Source organism: Streptomyces sp. MH60, assembly GCF_002939385.1.
GTDB lineage: Bacteria > Actinomycetota > Actinomycetes > Streptomycetales > Streptomycetaceae > Streptomyces.
The window spans coordinates 64,214-85,554 of record NZ_MULI01000026.1; the positions used below are offsets into that span (position 1 = coordinate 64,214).

Sequence of the window (21,341 nt, forward strand, 5' to 3'; positions counted from 1 at the left end):
GGACCATACGGTGGCCGGCGACAAGCAGGGCGACAAGCAGGCGGAGACGACGAGCGTGCCCGCCGAGGCACGGGAGCAGCACGCGCAGCTCGCCGAGCAGATCGAGGAGCACCGCTTCCGGTACTACGTGAACGACGCGCCCGTCGTCAGCGACGCGGAGTTCGACCGGCTGCTGCGCACCCTGGAGGAGCTGGAGGAGCGGCATCCGGAGCTGCGCACCCCCGAGTCCCCGACCCAGAAGGTCGCCGGTTCCTACGCGACCGAGTTCACGGCCGTGGAGCACCCCACCCGGATGCTCTCCCTGGACAACACCTTCAACGACGACGAACTGGCCGCCTGGTTCGAGCGCATCGCCCGGGAGCTGGGCGAGCAGGAGTACCACTTCCTGTGCGAGCTGAAGGTCGACGGACTCGCCGTCAACCTGACCTACGAGCGCGGCCGCCTCGTCCGTGCCGCCACCCGCGGCGACGGCCGCACCGGTGAGGACATCACGCCCAACGTCCGCACCATCGCCGAGATCCCCGAGCGCCTGGCGGGCGACAAGGTCCCCGACCTCGTGGAGATCCGCGGCGAGGTCTACTTCCCGATGGAGAAGTTCCAGGAACTCAACGCCCGGTTGAACGAGGCGGGGGACAAGCCCTTCGCCAACGCGCGCAACGCCGCGGCCGGTTCGCTGCGCCAGAAGGACCCGCGCGTCACCGCCTCCCGCCCGCTGCACATGGTGGTCCACGGCATCGGCACCCTGGAGGGCTACTCGGGCCTGACCCGCCTCTCCCAGGCGTACGACCTGCTGAAGACCTGGGGCCTGCCCACCTCCCCGCACAACCGGGTGGTCGACGGCCTGGACGGTGTACGGGAGTTCATCGCGTACTACGGCGAGAACCGGCACTCCGTCGCGCACGAGATCGACGGAGTCGTCGTCAAGCTCGACGAGATCCGCCTCCAGGGCCGGCTCGGCTCCACGGCCCGCGCGCCCCGCTGGGCCATCGCCTACAAGTACGCGCCGGAGGAGGTCAACACCAAGCTCGTCGACATCAAGGTGGGCGTCGGCCGCACCGGCCGGGTCACGCCGTACGCGCAGGTCGAGCCGGTGACGGTGGCCGGCAGCGAGGTGGAGTTCGCCACGCTGCACAACCAGGAGGTCGTCAAGGCCAAGGGCGTGCTCATCGGCGACACCGTGGTGCTGCGCAAGGCCGGTGACGTGATCCCGGAGATCCTCGGGCCGGTGGCCGACCTGAGGGACGGCAGCGAGCGGGAGTTCGTGATGCCGGCCGAGTGCCCCGAGTGCGGGACGCCGCTGAAGGCGTTGAAGGAGGGCGACATCGACCTCCGCTGCCCCAACGCCCGCGCCTGCCCGGCCCAGTTGCGCGAGCGGGTCGCCTACCTCGCGGGCCGGGAGTGCCTGGACATCGAGCACTTCGGCGGGGTCGTGGCGGCCGCGCTGACCGGGCCCCTGGAGCCGTCCGAGCCACCGCTGGTGGACGAGGGCGACCTCTTCGACCTCACCGTCGAGAAGCTGCTGCCCATCAGGGCGTACGTCCTCGACCCGGACAGCGGGCTGCCCAAGCGCGACCCGAAGACCGGCGAGGAGAAGATCGCCACGGTCTTCGCCAACAAGGAGGGCGAGCCGAAGAAGAACACCCTCGCGCTGCTCCAGCACATCGAGGAGGCCAAGACCCGCCCGCTGGCCCGCTTCATCAACGGCCTCTCCATCCGGTACGTCGGACCGGTCGCCGCCCAGGCCCTCGCCCGGGAGTTCCGCTCCATCGACCGCATCGAGCAGGCCACCGAGGAGGAGCTGGCGAGCACGGACGGCGTCGGCGGCACCATCGCCACCGCCGTCAAGGAGTGGTTCGCCGTGGACTGGCACCGCGAGATCGTCCGCAAGTGGAGGGCGGCCGGGGTTCCCCTGGAGGACCGGTCGACGGGGGAGGACGAAGGACCGCGCCCGCTCGAAGGACTCACCGTCGTCGTCACCGGCACCCTGGAGAACTTCACCCGGGACGGCGCCAAGGACGCCCTGCAGAGCCGGGGCGCCAAAGTGACCGGATCGGTGTCCAAGAAGACATCGTTCGTCGTGGTCGGTGACAACCCCGGTTCGAAGTACGACAAGGCGATGCAACTGAAAGTGCCGGTTCTGAACGAGGACGGTTTCGCCGTTCTGCTCGAACAAGGACCCGAAGCGGCGGCGGACGTCGCGCTTTCGGCTGAGGAATAGCGGTTGAAGGCCACCCGATCGGCGCATATCAGATGCATACGGGTGGCCGGGTGGCATTCGGGCAACCGTCGACGACCAGTGCCCCTGGAAGCCTTCCGCGGCCTACTGTTGAGGTGTGCGCCCGCCGTGCCCAGCTGCGGTCGGGGCACCCCCCTGCCCCGAGTGACAGGGGAAGGGGTCTCCCACGCGGAGCCGTTGAAGGTGGTCGAGGCGGGGGCCGCGTGGCGTGGGCACCGCCGGCTGTGAGAGGGACGGGAATGGAACCGACCGAGAGCGCCGCCGCGGGCTCACGGCTGAGCCTGCGTCGCATGGTGGACGCGTGGCACGTGAGCCGGTGGCTCGGGCAACGCGATGGTGGCGTCCCGCATCCCGCGACGGGCACCCGGCTGCCGCCGGCCGCCGGCCGCGCCCCCGGACACCTCCACGGGCCGGCCGACCCGGACGGCGAACGGCACCTGTCCTGGCCCGCGTTGCCCGCGGCGATCGTGGCGACGGCCGCCTTCGTCCTGGGCGCCGGGTTCTACCGGGCGTTCAGCGACGGACACGCCCTCTTCCCGGCCGGCACCGTCGGCTGGTCCCTGGCCGTGCTGGCCGGCATCGTCGTCGGCCACCTGGTCATGCTCGGCCGCTCCCGCTGGTGGGGCGGCACCGGTTCGGGCGCCGCCCTCACCCTCGCCGTCCTGCTGCTGTACGGCTGGATTCCGGCCGGCATGGTCAGCCTCACCGTCGTCGTCCTGGTCGGCATAGCCCGCCGGGGCCACTGGCGGCAGGGCGTCCTGCACGGCGCGGTGGACATCCTCGGCATCGCCGCGGGCGCCGTGCTCCTCGGCGTCTGCGGCTCCGTACCGTCCGTGGAGCACCCCTGGGACCCCGAGACCTGGGGGGTGTACGCGGCGCCCAAGGTGGTGCTCGTCGCCGTCGCCTACCTCGCCGTCACCCGCGCCCTGCTGTGGTACATCCAGACCCCGCGCCCCGGTCTGCCCACCGCCGCCCGCACCGCCCTGGTCAGGCACGGCCTGGTCGCGGTGGCCCTGCTCGGCATCGCCCCGCTGATCTGCGTCGTCGCCGTCGCCAAGCCGCTGCTGCTGCCGCTGTTCGCCATCCCGCTCGTCGCCCTCGACTCCACGCTGTGGATCGCCCGCGCCCGCGCCGAGGAGCAGCTGCGCGACCCGCTCACCGGCCTGCCCAACCGGCAGTGGCTCCTGGAGCGCACCTGGACCGCGCTGGACGACGCCGAGCGCATCGGCGCCCGCGCCGCCCTGATGCTGATCGACCTCGACCGTTTCCGGTCGGTCAACGACACCCTCGGACACCTCGCCGGCGACCGGCTGCTGCTGCAGACCGCCGACCGGCTGCGGCAGGCCCTGCCGCGCGGGGCGGAGGCCGCGCGGCTCGGCGGTGACGAGTTCGCCGTCTTACTTCCCGTCGCCGACTCCACCACGTCGGCGACCCGGATCGCCCGGGGGCTGGTGGCCGAACTGAGTTCCCCGATGGACCTGGACGGGCTCACCCTCGTCCTGGAGGCCAGCGCCGGCGTCGCCGTCTTCCCCGACCACGCGCTGGACGCCGAGGGGCTGCTGCGCCGCGCCGACGTGGCGATGTACCAGGCGAAGCGGGACCGCACCGGTGTGGAGGTCTACGAGTCCAAGCGGGACTCCAACACCCCGGACCGGCTCGGCCTCCTCGGCGACCTGCGCCGGGCCCTGGACGCCCACGAGGTCCAGCTGCACTACCAGCCCAAGGTCCGCTTCGACGGTCAGGTCGCGGGCCTGGAGGCCCTGGTGCGCTGGGTGCACCCCGAGCGCGGCAAGGTGCCGCCGGACGAGTTCATAGCCATCGCCGAGTCCTCCGGGCTGATGCCCCACCTCACCGAGTACGTCCTGGAGACGGCGCTCGCCCAGGTCGCCCGGTGGCGCGCCCAGGGCCTGTTCGTGCCGGTCGCGGTCAACGTCTCCCCGCGCGACGTCCACACCCCCGGCTTCGCGGGCTCGGTGGCCGCCCGGCTCGCCCGGCACGGAGTCCCCGCGGGAGCGCTCCAACTCGAGATCACCGAGCACGTCCTCCTGGAGGACCCGCAGCGGGCGGCCGACACCCTCAACGCGCTGACCGGACACGGCGTCAAGATGTCCCTGGACGACTTCGGCACCGGCTACTCCTCCCTCGTCCACCTGCGCAGGCTCCCCGTCAGCGAGCTGAAGATCGACCGCTCCTTCGTGGCCCGGCTGGCCATCGACACCGAGGACGCCGAGATCGTGCGCTGCACCGTCGACCTCGCCCACTCGCTCGGCCTGCTCGTCGTCGCCGAGGGCGTGGAGGACGACGAGACCTGGGAGCGCCTGCGGGACCTCGGCTGCGACGCCGTACAGGGCTGGCTGGTCGCGGCCGCGATGCCCCCGGAGGAGACCACCGCCTGGCTGCTCGCCCGCGGCTCCCGCGGCTGGGTCCGGGCCGCCGCCGCACTGCCCGCGGCGGCGACCGACGAGTGACCTGACCCCGGCCGACCGCGGCACGCGCCCCCTGCCGTCGGCGCACCGCCCGTCTGCCCGGCGCACCTGGCCCCGCCCCGCCCGGGTCGGCCGGTCTCACGCGGGCCGGGCGGCTCGGCGCAGCTCGGGTCGTTGCGTTCAGCGCGTCCCGTCGTCCTGCGGGGCGAACCGCTCGATCGACAGGGCGAGTCGGTGGTCGTGGGACTCCTGAGGGAGTCGGCCGCTGCGCATCAGGGTCACCAGGCCGTGCAGTCCCGCCCAGAACGTCTCCGTGAGCAGTGCCAGGTCGTCACCCTCGCGCGCGACCGGCTCGACGGCGCGCAGCAGCTCGCCGAACGCCTCCTGGAGGGGTGCCGGGGCCTCGGGCGTGGCGAACGGCAGGTCCACCAAGTGCGTGCACATCGCGTCATAGAGCGCGGGCCGCCGCCGTCCGAAGTCCGTGTACGCCCGGCCGACCGCCGCCAGCCTCCGGTGCGCGCCCTCGGCCGCCGCGGTGGACGCCCGCAGGTCGGCCGTCAGCTCCTCGCAGCCCCGTACCGCGACCGCCGCCATGATCGCGCCCTTGCCCTTGAAGTGGCTGTACAGGACCGGCTGGCTGTACTCGATCTCCGCGGCCAGCCGGCGGGTGGTGACCGCGTCCCAGCCCTCCGCCTCGGCCAGGTCCCCCGCGGCCGTCACGATCAGCCGCTCGCGTTCCGCTCGTTCGCGCTCCCGGCGCGCCTGAATCGTCATGACCGCGATGCTAGCAGCGCTAGCCATGCTGTCGCTGCTCTGCTAGCGTCACTCCTGTCCCTAGCGCTGCTAGCAAGGAGTCGTCGTGACCGTCACCGCGTACACCCTGGCCATCGTGCTCAACCTGTTCTGCCTCTTCCTCGGATACCGCTTCCTGTTCCAGCCCGGCGCGGCCGCCACGGGCTACGGCGTCCCGGCCGACCCCGGCGGCGACGCCGGCACCTATCTGACGATCAAGGGCGTCAGGGACGGCACGCTGGGCGTGGTGGGACTGGCGCTGCTGTCCTTCGCCGGCGCCCGCCCCGAGGCGTGGTTCATGCTCTGCGTCGCCCTCGTGCCGCTTGCCGACACGCTCATAGTGCTGCGCCACGGGGGTACGAAAGCGGTGGCCTTCGGGATCCACTTCGCCACCGCGGTCGTTGTCCTGATCAGTGCCGGACTGCTCTTCGCGGTCTGAGCGCCCGTCCGCCGTACCGTCTCAGGGGGTTCGAGAATGTCGCTGTTCGTTCCGAAGTTCGACGAGTCCGTGGTCGTCCGCGAGGCCGAGGCCGAAGTGGTCGGCCGCGCGCCCACCACCGTGCGCCTGCTGGCCGACAGCAGCGCCACCGGCGGCGCCCTGTCCACCCAGCGCGTCACCCTCACCGCGGGCGCCGACGGCGCCGCGCCGCACTGGCACGACAACTCCGCCGAGATGTTCTTCCTGCTCGACGGCGCCGCCGACATCCTCTCCGGCGACGAGGTCCTCACCGCGGGCCCCGGCGACCTCGTCGTCGTCCCGCCCGGCAAGCCGCACGCCTTCGCCGCCGTGCCGGGCACCGACGCCGACCTGCTCATCGTCCTCACCCCGGGCGTCGAGCGCTTCGAGTACTTCCGCCACCTCCAGCGCATCGCCCTCGGCGAGGCCACCAGGGAGAGCCTGCTGGAGGTCCAGGAGCTCTACGACAACCACTTCCTGCGCAGCAGCGCCTGGGACGCGCGGCGCCGCGCGGCCGCCCCGGGGGAAACCGTTTAACGGCCACGGGGCCCCGCCCCATAGGATTGGGCCAAACCCATTGGGCCGAATCGACCGGGACGAGCAGCTCGCCCCGGCCGGTGTGCCCCGACCAACACTCACCCAGAGGAACGCTGCATGCCTGGCATCACGCGCGAGGAGGTCGCCCACCTCGCCCGGCTGGCGCGTCTGGAGCTGAAGCCCGAAGAGCTCGAGCACTTCGCGGGACAGCTGGACGACATCATCGGCGCGGTCGCCCGCGTCAGCGAGGTCGCCGACCAAGACGTACCGCCGACCTCGCACCCGCTCCCGCTGACGAACGTCATGCGGCTGGACGAGGTCCGTCCGTCGCTCACGCCCGAGCAGGCGCTCTCCGGCGCCCCGGCCCAGGAGCAGCAGCGTTTCAAGGTGCCGCAGATCCTGGGGGAGGAGTAAGCCATGAGCGACATCATCAAGCTCACCGCGGCCGAGATCGCCGCGAGGATCGCGTCCGGCGAGCTGACCGCCGTCCAGGTCACCGAGGCCCACCTGGCCCGCATCGAGGCCGTCGACGAGAAGGTGCACGCCTTCCTGCACGTGGACCGCGAGGGCGCGCTGGCCCAGGCCCGCGCCGTCGACGAGAAGCGCGAGCGCGGCGAGAAGCTCGGCCCGCTGGCCGGTGTCCCGCTCGCGCTCAAGGACATCTTCACCACCGAGGGCATCCCCACCACCGTCGGCTCGAAGATCCTCGAGGGCTGGATCCCGCCGTACGACGCGACCGTCACCAAGCGCCTCAAGGCCGCCGACGTCGTCATCCTCGGCAAGACCAACATGGACGAGTTCGCCATGGGGTCCTCCACCGAGAACAGCGCCTACGGCCCGACCGGCAACCCCTGGGACCTCACCAAGATCCCCGGCGGCTCCGGCGGCGGTTCGTCCGCCGCGCTCGCCGCCTTCCAGGCCCCGCTCGCCATCGGCACCGACACCGGCGGCTCCATCCGTCAGCCCGCGTCCGTCACCGGCACGGTCGGCGTCAAGCCGACGTACGGCGGCGTCTCCCGCTACGGCATGGTGGCCTTCTCCTCCTCCCTCGACCAGGGCGGCCCCTGCGCCCGCACGGTCCTGGACGCGGCCCTGCTGCACGAGGTGATCGCCGGGCACGACCCGATGGACTCCACCTCCATCGACGCGCCGGTCCCCGCCGTCGTCGAGGCGGCCCGCAACGGCAGCGTGGACGGCATGCGCGTCGGCGTCGTCAAGCAGTTCCGCGGCGAGGGCTACCAGGCCGGTGTCGTCCAGCGCTTCGACGAGTCCGTCGAGCTGCTGAAGTCGCTGGGTGCCGAGATCGTCGAGCTGGACTGCCCGTCCTTCGACCTCGCGCTCTCCGCGTACTACCTGATCGCGCCCTCCGAGTGCTCCTCCAACCTCGCCCGCTTCGACGGCCTGCGCTACGGCGCGCGCGTCGGCGACGACGGCACGCACTCGGCCGAGGAGGTCACCTCCCTGACCCGCGAGGCCGGGTTCGGCCCCGAGGTCAAGCGCCGCATCATGCTCGGCACGTACGCCCTGTCGAGCGGGTACTACGACGCGTACTACGGCAGCGCCCAGAAGGTCCGCACCCTCATCAAGCAGGAGTTCGAGCGGGCCTTCGAGCAGGTCGACGTGATCGTCTCCCCGACGACCCCGACCACCGCCTTCGCGATCGGCGAGCGCGCCGACGACCCGATGGCGATGTACCTGGCCGACCTGTGCACCATCCCCACCAACCTGGCGGGCAACGCGGCCATGTCGCTGCCCTGCGGCCTCGCGCCCGAGGACAACCTGCCGGTGGGTCTGCAGATCATCGCCCCCGCCATGAAGGACGACCGGCTCTACAAGGTCGGCGCCGCCGTCGAGGCCGCCTTCGTGGAAAAGTGGGGCCACCCGCTGATCGAGGAGGCACCGTCGCTGTGAACGCACTGTCCAAGGCCAAGGGCTTCAAGAAGTCCAAGTCCGGTCTGTACGTCTCGATGGCCACGTCGGCGTTCGGCGCCGTCGGGGTCTACAAGCAGATCAAGAAGGCCCGTGGCGAGAGCGACACGCTGCGACTGCTCGACGCCGTCGTCACCGGAGCCGCCGTCGTCACCAACCTCGCCATCCTGTACCGCGAGCTGAAGCGTCTCGGCGACGACGACGTCCTGCTGGGCTGAGAGGGAAGTTTCACCGTGACCACCACGACCGACCTGGTGTCGTACGAGGACGCACTCGCGTCGTACGACCCCGTCATGGGCCTTGAGGTCCATGTCGAACTCGGCACCCACACCAAGATGTTCTGCGGCTGTTCGACCGCACTGGGTGCCGACCCGAACACCCAGACCTGCCCCGTCTGCCTCGGCATGCCCGGCGCGCTCCCGGTCGTCAACGCGACCGGCGTGGAGTCGGCGATCAAGATCGGTCTCGCGCTGAACTGCGAGATCGCCGAGTGGTGCCGCTTCGCCCGGAAGAACTACTTCTATCCGGACATGCCGAAGAACTTCCAGACCTCCCAGTACGACGAGCCCATCGCCTTCGACGGCTACCTCGACGTGCAGCTGGAGGACGGGGAGACCTTCCGCGTCCAGATCGAGCGCGCCCACATGGAGGAGGACACCGGCAAGTCGCTGCACGTCGGCGGCGCCACGGGCCGTATCCACGGGGCCTCGCACTCCCTCCTCGACTACAACCGCGCCGGCATCCCGCTCATCGAGATCGTCACCAAGCCGATCGAGGGCGCGGGCGAGCGGGCGCCGGAGGTCGCGCGGGCCTACGTCCGCGAGCTGCGCGAACTCATCCGTGCCCTCGGCGTGTCCGATGCCCGCATGGAGATGGGCCAGATGCGCTGCGACGTGAACCTGTCGCTGCGCCCGCACGGCCGGGAGAAGTTCGGCACCCGCAGCGAGACCAAGAACGTCAACTCGCTGCGCTCCGTCGAGCGTGCCGCCCGCTTCGAGATCCAGCGGCACGCCGCCGTGCTCAACGACGGCGGCACGATCATCCAGGAGACCCGCCACTTCCACGAGGACACGGGGTCCACGACCTCCGGCCGCGTGAAGGAGGAGGCGGAGGACTACCGGTACTTCCCGGAGCCCGACCTGGTGCCCGTCGCCCCGTCCCGCGAGTGGGTCGAGGAGATCCGGTCCGCCCTGCCCGAGCTGCCGCTGGTGCGCCGCAACCGGCTCCGCGAGGAGTGGGGCATCTCCGGCAACGACATGCAGTCCATCCTCAACGCCGGAGCCCTGGACCCGATCGTCGCCACGATCGACGCCGGTGCCGACGCGGCCTCCGCCCGCAAGTGGTGGATGGGCGAGCTGGCCCGCAGCGCCAACGAGTCGGGCAAGACGCTCGACGAGCTGGCGATCACGCCGGTCCAGGTCGCCCGCGTCGCCGAACTGGTCACGAAGGGCGAGCTGAACGACAAGCTGGCCCGCCAGGTCATCCTGGGCGTCCTCGCCGGTGAGGGCACGCCGGACGAGGTCGTCGACCGGCGCGGTCTGAAGGTCGTCTCCGACGAGGGCGCGCTGACCGCCGCCGTCGACGAGGCCATCGCCGGCAACCCGGGCGTCGCGGACAAGATCCGCGGCGGCAAGGTGGCCGCGGCCGGCGCCCTGGTCGGCGCGGTCATGAAGGCGACCCGGGGCCAGGCGGACGCGGCCCGCGTCAAGGAGCTGATCCTGGAGAAGCTGGGCGTCACCGAGGGCTGACATCCGGTCACACCACGAGCCCTGGGGGGACACGCCGACCGCGGCGTGTCCCCCCAGGGCCGTTGTTGTGAATAAGGCCACTAAGTCCGCAAAGGATCACTTCTGCCTGCAAGAGTGATTCCGCATTGCTCATGCGTTCTTTGCGGGCGATTCACACCGTGGACGTCTGTTCCCGGTGTTCCCGGCTTTCCGGGTGTTCCCGGTCAAAGATCCACAATCAGACACCCCCGGGAGCACGTTCGTGGCAGCCCTCGCACGCTGGTGTGTTCGACGTCGCCTGGTAGCCGTCCTGCTCTGGCTGCTCGCCCTCGGCGGCGTGGCCGCGGCCGCCACGGTCACCGGCTCCGCGTACTCCAACGACTACGGGATCCCCGGCACCGGCTCCGACCGCGCCTCCCGGCTGCTCGAATCCCGCTTCCCCGACCTCGGCGGCGACAGCGACACGATCGTCTGGCACACCACGACCGGCACCGTCCGCGCCGCCGACGTCGAACAGGCCATGACCCGCACCCTGGACCGCATCGCGGACCTGCCCGGGGTGGCCGCGGTCACCAACCCGTACCACGACCCCGACTCGCCTCTCATCAGCGAGAACGCCGACACCGCGTACGCCACCGTCACCTTCGGGGCCGCCTCCCAGGACATCGACGCGGGCCAGGCGCGGGCCGTGGTCGACACCGCCGAGTCGGCCGAGACCGACGGACTCCGGATCGAACTGGGCGGCAGCGCCATAGCGCTCACCGAGTCCGGCGGCAGCCACCTCGCCGAGGCCGTCGGCGTGGCCGTGGCCGCGGTCGTCCTGTTCCTGGCCTTCGGCTCCGTCGCCGCGGCGCTGCTGCCCATCGCCACCGCGCTGGTCTCCGTCGGCACCGCCTACGCCGGCATCACGCTCCTCGGCCACGCCATGACCGTCGCCGACTTCGCTCCCATGCTGGGCACCCTCATCGGACTCGGCGTGGGCATCGACTACGCCCTGTTCATCGTCACCCGACACCGGCGCGGACTGAAACGGGGGCTGTCGGTCGCGGAGGCCGCCGCCGACGCCGTGGCGACCACCGGACGAGCCGTCGTCTTCGCGGGTGCCACCGTGTGCATCGCCCTGCTGGGGATGCTGATCCTCCGGCTCAGCTTCCTCAACGGCGTCGCCCTCGCCGCCTCGCTGACCGTGCTCCTCACCGTCGCGGCCTCCGTGACGCTGCTGCCGGCCCTGCTGGCGTACATCGGCCCGCGCGCCCTGAGCCGGCGCGAGCGGCGCCGGCTCGCCGAGCACGGTCCCGAGCCCGAGGTGCCGACCGGGTTCGCCGCCCGCTGGTCGGCCTTCGTCGAGCGTCACCCGAAACTGCTCGGCGTGCTCGCCCTCGTCGTCATCACCGTCATCGCCCTGCCCACCCTCGGCCTGCGCCTCGGCACCTCCGACCAGGGCAACGACCCCAAGGGCACCACCACCCGCCAGGCCTACGACCTCCTCGCCGACGGCTTCGGCCCCGGCGTCAACGGTCCGCTCACCCTGGTCACCGAGGTCCGCGGCGCCGAGGACCGCCTCGCCCTGGACAACCTCGACGCCACCCTGCGCACCACCGAGGGCGTCTCCTCGGTGACACCGGTGATGTACAACTCCGGCGGCGACGCGGCGTACCTCACCGTCGTACCCGAGTCGGCGCCGCAGTCGCAGCAGACCAGCGACCTGGTCGAACGGCTGCGCGACGAGGTGCTGCCGCGCGCCGAGGCCGGTACGGCGCTCGACGTGCACGTGGGCGGCGTGACGGCCGGCTACGACGACTTCGCCGACGTCATCATCGGCAAGCTGCCCCTCTTCGTCGGCGTCGTCATCGGGCTCGGCTGCCTGCTGCTCCTGCTGGCCTTCCGCTCCGTCGGCATCCCCCTCAAGGCCGCCGCCATGAACGTGGCCGCGGTGGCCGCCGCCTTCGGCGTGGTGGTGGCGATCTTCCAGTGGGGCTGGGGGAGCGAACTGCTCGGCCTCGGCAGCGCCGGGCCGATCGAACCCTTCCTGCCCGTGATCATGGTCTCGGTGCTCTTCGGGCTCTCCATGGACTACCAGGTCTTCCTCGTCAGCCGGATGTACGAGGAGTGGCTGGAGACCGGCGACAACCGCCGCGCCGTCCGGGTCGGACTCGCCGAGACCGGCCGCGTGATCAACTCCGCCGCCGTCATCATGATCTCGGTCTTCCTCGCCTTCGTCCTCAGCGGCGACCGGGTGATCGCCATGTTCGGCATCGCGCTCGCCGCCGCCGTCGCCCTGGACGCCTTCGTGCTGCGCACCCTCCTGGTGCCCGCCCTGATGCACCTGCTCGGCCGCGCCAACTGGTGGCTGCCGCGCCGCCTGGACGCCCTCCTGCCCCGCATCAGCATCGAGCCGCCCGAGTGCCGGGCCGCCCATGAAAGGCTGGCCGCGGTGACGGACGCCGAGGTGGCGGACGTCCTCGCAAAGGAGGAACGACAGCGGGATGTACGCGATACCACTGGGTGACGGAGCCGAGCTGCGCCCCCTGGAGACCTGGCACGCCGAGGAGTTCCTGGCCCACCTGGACCGCGGCCGGGACTTCATCACCGAGCACATCCCGTTCGGGGCGAAGGCCACCGACGTCGACTCGGCGCGCGAGGTGCTCCAGGCCTACGCCGACCGGCACGCCGCCGACAGCGGCTTCCTGCACGGGCTGTGGCTGGACGGCACGCTGGTCGGCGGCCTGCTCTACCGGGTCTTCGACGCCGCCACCGGCGTCTGCGAGATCGGCTGCTGGCTGGAGCCCGCGGCAACGGGCCGCGGCCTGGTCACCCGCGGCGCCCGCGTGCTGATCGACTGGGCCTTCGACGAGCGCGGCATGCACCGCGTGGAGTGGTACGCCTCCTCGGCGAACACCCCGAGTGTCAACGCCGCGCGGCGACTCGGCATGATGCGAGAGGGCGTGCTGCGCGAGAGCTTCCCCCACCGGGGCACGCGCCAGGACATGGAGGTGTGGGCGGTGCTCGCACCCGAGTGGCGTGCGGCACGCGAGGCACGCGCGCGTGCCGCTCACAAGGATCATTAAGGGACCTCTCAGACAGCGTCCGTACGGTGCGAGGCATGGGAACGAAGACAGTGGACGAGACCGGCGTGAAGACCGACGAGCACAAGACGGACGAGGCGACCGAGGCGACCGACGCCGCCGGGTCCACCGAGGTCACCAAGGCGGCCGAGGCCCCCGAGGCGGCCGAGACCGACACCCCGGAGGGCGCCGACGCGGCGGCGGACGAGGACACGGACGGCACCGAAGGGACCGGGGCGGGCCCCACCGGCGTCGGGCAGGGCGCGGGCGCCGTCGTCTCCGCCGGTCTCGGCATCGTCTCCCTGACCGGCAGCTGGGTCGGCACCGTGGCCTCCGCGCGCGAGTCGCTGATGGGCCAGCTGCAGACCTCCTCGTCGTCGAACGTCGGCACGCTGATCGAGAAGGGCTACGGCAACGCCTGGCAGGCCACCGCGATGTGGGGCGGCATCTTCGCCCTGGTCGCGCTGATCGTCGGCGTCGTCGTGCTGGCCCGCCCCGCGTTCGGCGCGCCGGGCCGCCCGCAGGCCCCGTGGATCAAGTCGGTCGCCTGGGCGGGCGTCGCCCTCGGCGTCATCGGCCTGCTCCTGGCCGTCCTGAAGTACACGGACGTCCTGCTGGGGCTGCCCTCCGCCGGCTGACCAGGCACCTTCTGAGGGGTCTTAGGGCCATCGCACGCCTGTGGCGCGCGTCCTAAGACCCCTCACGGATGTCTAAGGCCCCCCGCGGCGCCGAAGATGCGGAACTTACCCGATGTGGCCCACCCCCCTGGGAGACGAAGGTTGAGGCATCGCAAACGAGCGAAGCCGAAACCGAAGAGGAACCGAGGGGCACACCATGTACGAGTACGAGATCCAGCGGTATCGCTCCGCCGAGCTGATCCGCCGCGCCGACGAGGCCCGGCTGGCCCGCGAGGCGGTCCGGGCCCGGCGCGCCGCCCGCCGGGCGGCCCGCCACGGCGCCGCCGAGGCGGAGAGCCATACGCCGCGACAGCACCGGCACCGGTTCCCCCGGGCCGCGTGAACGGGGGAGCCGGGGAGGGAGGCCGCACGGCCTCCCTCCCCGCCGTCGTTCCCGTCGCCGTCCACCTGCCGAAAACCGGTGACCCGCTGTCGTACCCCCGTGCGATGCTCGGGTCCGTGGAGACCAGGTCCGTCAGTCCCGTGTTCGTCGGCCGCACCGGCGAACTGGACACGTTGAACGAGGCGCTCGCCCGCGCGTCCGCCACCGGGGGAGAGCCCCAGGCCCTGCTGCTCGGCGGCGAGGCCGGCGTCGGCAAGACCCGCCTCGTCGAGGAGTTCGCCGCCGCGGCGGACCGGCGTGGCGCCGTCGTCGCGCTGGGCGGCTGCGTGGAGATCGGCGCCGACGGGCTGCCCTTCGCGCCCTTCTCCACCGCGCTGCGCGCCCTGCGCCGCCAACTGCCCGAGGAACTGGCCGCCGCGGCCGCCGGGCAGGAGGAGGAGCTGGCCCGGCTGCTGCCCGAACTGGGCGAGGGCGCCGCCACCGGACCCGGCACCGGCCGGCACGACGAGGAGAGCATGGCCCGGCTCTTCGAACTCACCGCCCGCCTGCTGGAGCGCGTCGCCGCCCACCACACCGTCGTCCTCGTCCTGGAGGACCTGCACTGGGCCGACGCCTCCACCCGCCATCTGATCGCCTACCTCTTCCGCACCCTGCGCACCGGCCGCCTCGTCGTCCTGGCCACCTACCGCTCCGACGACATCCACCGCCGCCACCCGCTGCGCCCCCTGCTCGCCGAGCTGGACCGGCTGCGCACCGTCCGCCGCCTCGAACTCGGCCGCTTCACCCGCGACGAGGTGGGCCGCCAGATCGCCGGGATCCTCGCCCACGAGCCCGACCCGCTCCAGGTCGACGCGATCTTCGAACGCTCCGACGGCAACGCCTTCTTCGTCGAGGAACTCGCCGTCGCCGCCCACGAAGGCAGCTGCACCGGCCTCACCGACTCCCTGCGCGACCTGCTCCTGGTCCGCGTCGAAGCCCTGCCCGAGAGCGCCCAGCGGGTGGCCCGGATCGTCGCCGAGGGCGGCTCCACCGTCGAGTACCGGCTGCTCGCCGCCGTCGCCCGGCTCGCCGAGGACGACCTCATCGAGGCGCTGCGCTCCGCGGTGAACGCCAACATCCTGCTCCCCGCGCCCGACGGCGACGGCTACCGCTTCCGCCACTCCCTGGTCCGCGAGGCCGTCGGCGACGACCTGCTGCCCGGCGAACGCTCCCGCCTCAACCGGCGCTACGCGGAGGCGCTGGACGCCGATCCCACACTGGTGCCCGCCGCCGAGCGCGTGATGCGCCTGGCCAGCTACTGGTACCACGCCCACGCCCCGGCCAAGGCCCTGCCCGCCGTCCTGGACGCCTCCGTCGAGGCCCGCCGCCGGCACGCCTACTCCGAGCAGCTGCGGCTGCTGGAGCGCGCGATGGAGCTGTGGGACTCCGTGCCCGACGACGTACGGGCCACCCTGCGCCCCGTGGACTACACCGAGGTCTACCCGCCCTGCGGCTGCGACCCCGCCACCACACCCCTGCGCTACCTGGACCTGATGGCCGAGGCGGCTGTCGCCGGGCGGCTGTGCGGCGAGCGCGAGCGCGCCATGAAGATCACCAAGCGGGCGCTGCGCCTGCTGGACGAACAGGACACCGGCGCGGGCGCGGGCGCGGGTGGCCGGGACCCGCAGCGCGCCGCCTGGTTCTGGACCCAGCGCTCCCTGCTGGTCCAGGCCCAGGGCCGCGGCGACGGCTGGCGGGAACTGGGCATCGCCCAGGAGCTGGTGCGCGGCCTGCCACCCTCCCAGGTGCACGCCGAGGTGCTGGCCATGTCCGCCAACTGGTCGATGCTCCACTGCCCCGGCCCCGACGCCATGACGGCAGCCGAACGGGCCGTCGAGTACGCGCGCATGGTGGGCGCCGACGAGATCGAGCTCAACGCCCGGCTCACCCTGGGCGGCCTGATGGTCGACGCGGGGCAGATCGACGCCGGGCTCGCCGAGATGTTCCAGGTCAGGGATCTGGTGGTGGCCAAGGACCGGTCCGTCGTGGTGGCCCGCAGCCATGTCAACCTGCCCTCGGCCCTGGAGAGCGTCGGCCGCTCGCGGGACGCGCTCGGCATCCTGCGCGAGGGCATCGAACTCACCCGGCGGACGGGCCTGCTGGAGTCCGAGGCCTGGGTCTGGGGCAACCTCGCCGAGTCGCTGATCTCCCTGGGCCGCTGGGACGAGGCCCTGGAAGCGGCGGACCGGGCCGGAGCACCGGGCCGCAGCCCCGCACCGCGCGGTGGCGCCGCACTCAAGCGCGCCGCCGTCGCCCTCGCCCGCGGCGAGCGGGCCGAGGCCGCCCGGCTGCTCGCCGAGGCCCGCGCCGCCTACGGCTCCCACGACCCCATGCCGCAGCACCGTCTGCCGCTGGCGGCCCTCACCGTCGGCGTCGCCGCGGCCGAGGGCCGCCTCCAGGACGCCCGCGCCGAACTCGCCCGCGTCCTGGACACGGGCTTCCCGCCCGGCACCCAGCGCTACGGCTGGCCGCTGCTGCTGTCCGCCGCCGCGGCGGAGGCCGACGCGCGCACCCTGCCGGAGGCCGAAGCGGGACGCGCCGACATCCTCGAACGCCTCGCCGGGGCCGCGAAGCACCTGACGACGGGCGCCCCGGTCTGGGTCGCCCACGAGCGGTGGGTCCGCGCCGAACTCCACCGCGCCCGGGGCCGCGACACCCCGCGGCTCTGGTCGGAGGCGGTCACCGCCCTCGAATGCCTGGAGCGGCCCTACGACCTCGCCCGCGTCCGGCACCGGCTGGCCGGCGCCCTCCTGGCGACCGGCGGCGAGGACGAGCGTGCCCGGGCCACGGAGCTGCTGCGCCTGGCCGGCACCGTCGCCGACCACCTCGGCGCCCGTCCGCTGGCCGACGCCGTGGCCGAACTCGGCCGGCGCGCCCGCCTCACCCTCGGCCGCGCCGCCGCACCGGACCCCGCGTCCCCGCCCGCCGACCCCGTCGAGGCCCTCGGCCTGACCGGCCGGGAGCGCGACGTCCTGCGGCTGGTCTCCGACGGCCGCACCAACCGGCAGATAGCGGAGGAACTCTTCATCTCCCCCAAGACGGCCAGCGTCCACGTCTCCAACATCCTGGCCAAGCTCGGCGTCTCCGGCCGGGGCGAGGCGGCGGCGGTGGCCCACCGGCTGGCGCTGTTCCCCGCCGAACCGCTCACGTCCCGCTCGGCGGAGTGAGGCTTACGCTGTAAGGACGCCGACCGACGGAGGCACGATGTTCAACGCATTCGAGGAACTGTTCTCCCCCGGCCGCAAACACACCCAGGACGAGCAGAACCGCCTCGAACTGACCCGCGAGGACGTGGGGGACGGCGACCCCGGTCACGGCCCCATAGACCTCACGTCGGGCAAGGTCGTCGTCCACCGGCCGCGTTCCGACGAGGAGGCGGAGGACCCGGGGACCCCGTCCCCGGAGGACGCGTAGCCGGTCGCCTACCTCACCTGCAGCTCCAGGATCCGGTCGTCGTCGCCCTTCGGGTCGCCGCGGCCGTCCGTGTTGCTGGTCACCAGCCACAGCTTGTCGCCGCCCGCCGGGGCCACCGTGCGCAGTCGGCCGTACTCGCCCTCCAGGAAGGACTGCGGGTCGGCCGCGGCCTCCGTCCCCTTCAGCGGGATCCGCCACAGCCGCTCACCGCGCAGCCCCGCCATCCACACGGAGCCCTCGGCGTAGGCGATGCCGCTGGGGGAGGCGTCGTCGGTCCTCCACTGCGCGACGGGGTCGTGGAACCCGGAGCCGCCGCCCTTGCCCTCGGCCTCGGGCCAGCCGTAGTTGTCACCCGGCTTGATCGCGTTCAGCTCGTCCCAGGTGTCCTGGCCGAACTCCGAGGCGAACAGCCGCTGCTTGCCGTCCCAGGCCAGCCCCTGCACGTTCCGGTGGCCGTACGAGTACACGGGGGAGTCGGGGAAGGGGTTGCCGGGCGCCGGTGCGCCGTCCGGGGTCATCCGCAGGATCTTGCCGCCGAGGGACTTCTTGTCCTGCGCCAGGCCCGTGTCACCGCTCTCGCCCGTGCCCGCGTAGAGCATCTTGTCGGGGCCGAACGCGATCCGGCCGCCGTTGTGGATCACGCCCTTCGGGATGCCCCGGAAGACGGTGTCCGGGGCGCCCAGCTGCTGGCCGGCCGGCTTCTTCTCGTCGTACAGCATGCGTACGACGCGGTTGTCCGAGGCCGAGGTGAAGTACGCGTAGACCAGGTGGTCGGAGGCGAAGTCGGGGGAGAGCGCGATGCCCAGGAGACCGCCCTCGCCGGACGGGGACACCCCGGGCACCTCGCCCAGCTCGGTCTTCTTGCCCGACTCGGTGTCGACCCGCGTGATCGTGGCCTCGTCGCGGGAGGAGACCAGCAGGTCGCCGCCCGGCAGCGGGGCCAGACCCCAGGGGCTGTCCAGCCCCGTGGCGACCGTACGGAGCACCTTGACCGAGCCCTTCGCGGGGGGTGTCTCCTCGGCCGGCGACCCGGCGGACGAGGACGGCGCCGCCGTACTGGCCGGGGAGGAGCTGCCGTCCGCTCCGGACGGGTCCGCGCCGCCGGAGGAGCCGGAGGAGCAGCCGGCCGTCAGCAGGAGAGCGGCGGCCAGCACGGCCGGCACGGCTCGACGTTGCACGATCTTGGTCCCTTCGACGCGGCGGGTTCTCCTTGTCATACACCGCACGGGCCGTCCGAGTTCCCGATCGGCGCATCCCGAACCCGGGACCGGGGCCGTGACCGGGTCCGGCGGCGGCCGGCCGGGGCGACCGCCCGCGTCACTCCCAGGAACCCTGTGCCGGCGGCAGCGCCCGCACCTCCGCCAGGTCCCGCTCGGTCAGCCGCAGCCGGGCCGCCCCCGCGTTCTGCGTCACCCAGCGCTCCTGCTTGGTGCCCGGCACCGGCACCACGTGCCGCCCCTGCGCCAGCACCCAGGCCAGCGCCACCTGCGCCGCGGTGACCCCGTCGCCGTGCCGGGCCGCGATCCGGCGCAGCGCGGCCACGATCGGCTGGTTGGCGGCCATCATCTCGGCGGTGAAGCGCGGGTGCCGGGCCCGCAGGTCCTCCGGCTCGAAGCCCTGGCCGGGCGTCAGCGTGCCGGTCAGATAGCCGTTGCCCAGCGGCATCGCGGCCAGGAAGCCGACGCCGCGCGAGACGCACCACGGCAGCAGGGTCCGCAGCGCCTCCGGCGACCACACCGACAGCTCGGCCTCGACCGCGCTCACCGGGAAGACCTGCTGCACCCGCTCCAGTTGGCGGATCGTCGCGTCGTGCAGCCGCGCCCCCGGCCGCCGGGCCGAGCGCGCCCCGACCGCGCACAGGCCGAGCGCCCGCACCTTCCCGGCCCGCACCAGCTCCGCCATCGCGCCCCAGGTCTCCTCGACGGGTATCTCGGGGTCCGCACGGTGCAGTTGGTACAGGTCGATGACGTCCGTCTGCAGCCGCCGCAGCGACGCGTCGCAGGCACGTCTCACATAGCCGGGGCGGCCGTTGGCCACGATGTGCTGTTCCCCCACCAGCAGCCCGACCTTGGTCGACACGAAGGCCTCGGACCGCCGCTCCTTCAACACCCGGCCCAGCAGCAGCTCGTTGGTGAACGGGCCGTACATGTCCGCCGTGTCCAGCAGGGAGGACCCGAGATCGAGGGCCCGGTGCACCGCCCTGAGCGACTCGTCACCGCGCTGCCGCGAGGCGCTGTACGCCCAGTTCATCGGCATGCACCCCAGTCCGACGGCCCCCACCGCGAGTGCCGTCGCGCCGATCGTCCTGCGCTCCACCGGTCGTGACCCTCCCTTGTCGGACCACCCAACCTAACCTTTGCCTCTCCGCCCCCTGACATAGCCTCCTGACCATGACTGCTGACGTGTGGCTGCCCATCCCGCCGGACGAGATCGAGGGCCTTCCCGAAGGTCCCGCCTACCGCCACTGGGACGGCCAGGAGACCTATCCCGCCGACCCGGCCGACTGTGCGTTCTACGTCGTCCCCTACATGAAGCCCAGCGGGATCGGCGTACGCCCGCTGCCCGAGATGCGCTCCGTCCAGGTCGTCCAGACCCTCTCGGCGGGCATCGACCACGTCGAGCCCGGTCTGAAGCACCTGCCCGCGGGCGTACGGCTGTGCAACGCGCGCGGCGTGCACGAGGCCAGCACCGCGGAGCTGACCCTGGCCCTGATCCTGGCGTCGCTGCGCGGCATCCCGGACTTCGTGCGGGCGCAGGACCGCGGCGAGTGGCTCGGCGGCTTCCGGCCCGCGCTCGCGGACCGGACGGTCCTCATCGTCGGGTACGGGTCGATCGGCGCCGCGATCGAGGACCGGCTCGTGCCGTTCGAGGTCGCGCCGGTGGTGCGCGTCGCGCGCTCCGCCCGCACCACGGAGCGCGGCCCCGTGCACCCGCTCACCGAACTCCCCGCCCTGCTCCCGCGGGCGGACGTCGTCATCCTGTCCACCCCGCTCACCGAGGCCACCCGGGGACTGGTCGACGCCGAGTTCCTGGCCCGGATGAAGGACGGTGCCCTGCTCGTCAACGTGGCGCGCGGACCGGTCGTGGACACGAAGGCGTTGCTCGCCGAACTGGAGAGCGGGCGCCTCACCGCCGCCCTCGACGTGACCGACCCCGAACCGCTGCCGCCGGGCCACCCCCTGTGGCATGCTCCCGGCATAGTCGTCAGCCCGCACGCGGGCGGTCCGACCTCCGCCTTCCTGCCGCGCGCCAAGCGGCTGCTGGTGGGCCAGTTGAGCCGGTTCGTGAACCGGGAGCCGCTGCGCAACGTGATCCTGACGACGGGCGCGTAATCGGTTTCGGGCACCCTCCGCGACCCCCCGGATGCGGTGGGTGCGCGCATATCCGCTGGTCGTCACGGAGCGTAGAGAACCTATGTCCCTGAGTGACGAGACTGGTGTATCGTCCGACAGGGGACGCGCCGCGCACCGTACGGCGCCGGGGATGGACATCTCAGACTGTGAGGGGGGCGACGGGCGATGCACGGCCTATGGACCAACGATCCGACGCGGCGGAGCCGCCGCCGGCGACCCTGGCGCACGACCGCGCACCGACGGGGACGGCACGGCCCCCACGGCGGTCGGCCCGCACAGCGCTGCCCCCACCCGCGGCGGCCGGGCGACCGTGGCAGGCAGGGCCGGCCGGCCCACCGGTGTACGC

18 protein-coding genes are annotated in these 21,341 nt (G+C 72.7%); 15 read left to right on the top strand and 3 right to left on the bottom strand.

Going from position 1 to position 21,341, the window contains the following annotated elements; all coding sequences use genetic code 11:
* The first annotated feature begins 10 nt into the window (after positions 1-10).
* Both ligA and rmdB read left to right on the top strand, forming a co-directional pair.
* The gene (ligA, locus tag BZZ08_RS18420) at positions 11-2,218 is read left to right on the top strand and encodes an NAD-dependent DNA ligase LigA (RefSeq protein WP_104633346.1); all 2,208 of its coding nucleotides are present in this window, start codon (positions 11-13) and stop codon (positions 2,216-2,218) included.
* A gap of 257 nt (positions 2,219-2,475) precedes the next feature.
* Complete coding sequence (rmdB, locus tag BZZ08_RS18425) at positions 2,476-4,704, top strand: cyclic Di-GMP phosphodiesterase RmdB (RefSeq protein WP_104633347.1); 2,229 nt, start codon at positions 2,476-2,478, stop codon at positions 4,702-4,704.
* A gap of 138 nt (positions 4,705-4,842) precedes the next feature.
* Here the strand turns inward: rmdB and BZZ08_RS18430 are convergent, their stop codons facing one another.
* Positions 4,843-5,436, bottom strand: coding sequence for a TetR/AcrR family transcriptional regulator (locus tag BZZ08_RS18430; protein ID WP_104633348.1), 594 nt, complete (start codon positions 5,434-5,436; stop codon positions 4,843-4,845).
* An 85-nt stretch (positions 5,437-5,521) separates the two neighbouring features.
* Here BZZ08_RS18430 and BZZ08_RS18435 point away from each other — a divergent pair, with 85 nt between their 5' ends.
* The 12 genes from BZZ08_RS18435 (at position 5,522) to BZZ08_RS18490 (ending at position 17,642) form a co-directional block, all read left to right on the top strand.
* Positions 5,522-5,893 (top strand): DUF4267 domain-containing protein, encoded by a 372-nt coding sequence (locus BZZ08_RS18435; RefSeq protein WP_104633349.1) that lies wholly within the window; start codon positions 5,522-5,524, stop codon positions 5,891-5,893.
* 36 nt (positions 5,894-5,929) lie between these two features.
* Entirely contained in the window at positions 5,930-6,448 is a 519-nt protein-coding gene (locus BZZ08_RS18440; protein ID WP_104633350.1) for a cupin domain-containing protein, read from the top strand.
* A gap of 117 nt (positions 6,449-6,565) precedes the next feature.
* Positions 6,566-6,862 (top strand): Asp-tRNA(Asn)/Glu-tRNA(Gln) amidotransferase subunit GatC, encoded by a 297-nt coding sequence (gene gatC / locus BZZ08_RS18445; protein ID WP_104633351.1) that lies wholly within the window; start codon positions 6,566-6,568, stop codon positions 6,860-6,862.
* A 3-nt stretch (positions 6,863-6,865) separates the two neighbouring features.
* Positions 6,866-8,359: an Asp-tRNA(Asn)/Glu-tRNA(Gln) amidotransferase subunit GatA gene (gatA, locus tag BZZ08_RS18450; RefSeq protein WP_104633352.1), complete on the top strand. Its 1,494-nt coding sequence runs from the start codon at positions 6,866-6,868 to the stop codon at positions 8,357-8,359.
* Positions 8,356-8,595 (top strand): hypothetical protein, encoded by a 240-nt coding sequence (locus tag BZZ08_RS18455; RefSeq protein WP_104633353.1) that lies wholly within the window; start codon positions 8,356-8,358, stop codon positions 8,593-8,595. The genes gatA and BZZ08_RS18455 overlap by 4 nt, the downstream gene beginning before the upstream one ends.
* A 15-nt stretch (positions 8,596-8,610) precedes the next feature.
* Complete coding sequence (gene gatB, locus BZZ08_RS18460; RefSeq protein ID WP_104633354.1) at positions 8,611-10,125, top strand: Asp-tRNA(Asn)/Glu-tRNA(Gln) amidotransferase subunit GatB; 1,515 nt, start codon at positions 8,611-8,613, stop codon at positions 10,123-10,125.
* A gap of 241 nt (positions 10,126-10,366) precedes the next feature.
* Complete coding sequence (locus BZZ08_RS18465; protein WP_104633355.1) at positions 10,367-12,613, top strand: MMPL family transporter; 2,247 nt, start codon at positions 10,367-10,369, stop codon at positions 12,611-12,613.
* Positions 12,591-13,172 carry a GNAT family N-acetyltransferase gene (locus BZZ08_RS18470; protein ID WP_104633356.1) on the top strand — a complete coding sequence of 194 codons (582 nt, stop codon included), beginning with the start codon at positions 12,591-12,593 and terminating at the stop codon, positions 13,170-13,172. Before BZZ08_RS18465 ends, BZZ08_RS18470 begins: the two co-directional genes overlap by 23 nt.
* Before the next feature lie 35 nt (positions 13,173-13,207).
* Positions 13,208-13,807, top strand: coding sequence for a hypothetical protein (locus tag BZZ08_RS18475; protein WP_104633357.1), 600 nt, complete (start codon positions 13,208-13,210; stop codon positions 13,805-13,807).
* A gap of 196 nt (positions 13,808-14,003) precedes the next feature.
* Positions 14,004-14,189, top strand: coding sequence for a hypothetical protein (locus BZZ08_RS18480; RefSeq protein WP_104633358.1), 186 nt, complete (start codon positions 14,004-14,006; stop codon positions 14,187-14,189).
* 104 nt (positions 14,190-14,293) lie between these two features.
* Positions 14,294-17,395 (top strand): helix-turn-helix transcriptional regulator, encoded by a 3,102-nt coding sequence (locus BZZ08_RS18485; protein WP_198601559.1) that lies wholly within the window; start codon positions 14,294-14,296, stop codon positions 17,393-17,395.
* Positions 17,396-17,432: 37 nt separating this feature from the next.
* The gene (locus BZZ08_RS18490) at positions 17,433-17,642 is read left to right on the top strand and encodes a DUF6191 domain-containing protein (protein ID WP_104633360.1); all 210 of its coding nucleotides are present in this window, start codon (positions 17,433-17,435) and stop codon (positions 17,640-17,642) included.
* Positions 17,643-17,650: 8 nt separating this feature from the next.
* Here BZZ08_RS18490 and BZZ08_RS18495 read toward each other — a convergent pair whose 3' ends face one another.
* Together BZZ08_RS18495 and BZZ08_RS18500 are read right to left on the bottom strand one after the other, a co-directional pair.
* Positions 17,651-18,859 carry a PQQ-dependent sugar dehydrogenase gene (locus BZZ08_RS18495; protein ID WP_104633361.1) on the bottom strand — a complete coding sequence of 403 codons (1,209 nt, stop codon included), beginning with the start codon at positions 18,857-18,859 and terminating at the stop codon, positions 17,651-17,653.
* Positions 18,860-18,959: 100 nt separating this feature from the next.
* Positions 18,960-19,958, bottom strand: a complete 999-nt coding sequence (locus BZZ08_RS18500; RefSeq protein WP_104633362.1) for an aldo/keto reductase — start codon at positions 19,956-19,958, stop codon at positions 18,960-18,962.
* A 74-nt stretch (positions 19,959-20,032) separates the two neighbouring features.
* Between BZZ08_RS18500 and BZZ08_RS18505 the strand changes: the two genes are divergently transcribed.
* Positions 20,033-20,974 (top strand): 2-hydroxyacid dehydrogenase, encoded by a 942-nt coding sequence (locus tag BZZ08_RS18505; protein WP_104633363.1) that lies wholly within the window; start codon positions 20,033-20,035, stop codon positions 20,972-20,974.
* Positions 20,975-21,341 lie beyond the last annotated feature (367 nt).

What these genes read in the sequence shown, in the direction of transcription:
- BZZ08_RS18440 (WP_104633350.1), top strand. Translation starts at nt 5,930, where the DNA reads ATGTCGCTGTTCGTTCCGAAGTTCGACGAGTCCGTGGTCGTCCGCGAG.
- gatA (WP_104633352.1), top strand. Translation starts at nt 6,866, where the DNA reads ATGAGCGACATCATCAAGCTCACCGCGGCCGAGATCGCCGCGAGGATC.
- rmdB (WP_104633347.1), top strand. Translation starts at nt 2,476, where the DNA reads ATGGAACCGACCGAGAGCGCCGCCGCGGGCTCACGGCTGAGCCTGCGT.
- BZZ08_RS18475 (WP_104633357.1), top strand. Translation starts at nt 13,208, where the DNA reads ATGGGAACGAAGACAGTGGACGAGACCGGCGTGAAGACCGACGAGCAC.
- BZZ08_RS18485 (WP_198601559.1), top strand. Translation starts at nt 14,294, where the DNA reads ATGCTCGGGTCCGTGGAGACCAGGTCCGTCAGTCCCGTGTTCGTCGGC.
- BZZ08_RS18495 (WP_104633361.1), bottom strand. Translation starts at nt 18,859, where the DNA reads ATGACAAGGAGAACCCGCCGCGTCGAAGGGACCAAGATCGTGCAACGT.
- BZZ08_RS18505 (WP_104633363.1), top strand. Translation starts at nt 20,033, where the DNA reads ATGACTGCTGACGTGTGGCTGCCCATCCCGCCGGACGAGATCGAGGGC.
- BZZ08_RS18480 (WP_104633358.1), top strand. Translation starts at nt 14,004, where the DNA reads ATGTACGAGTACGAGATCCAGCGGTATCGCTCCGCCGAGCTGATCCGC.
- gatC (WP_104633351.1), top strand. Translation starts at nt 6,566, where the DNA reads ATGCCTGGCATCACGCGCGAGGAGGTCGCCCACCTCGCCCGGCTGGCG.
- BZZ08_RS18430 (WP_104633348.1), bottom strand. Translation starts at nt 5,436, where the DNA reads ATGACGATTCAGGCGCGCCGGGAGCGCGAACGAGCGGAACGCGAGCGG.
- BZZ08_RS18470 (WP_104633356.1), top strand. Translation starts at nt 12,591, where the DNA reads ATGTACGCGATACCACTGGGTGACGGAGCCGAGCTGCGCCCCCTGGAG.
- BZZ08_RS18490 (WP_104633360.1), top strand. Translation starts at nt 17,433, where the DNA reads ATGTTCAACGCATTCGAGGAACTGTTCTCCCCCGGCCGCAAACACACC.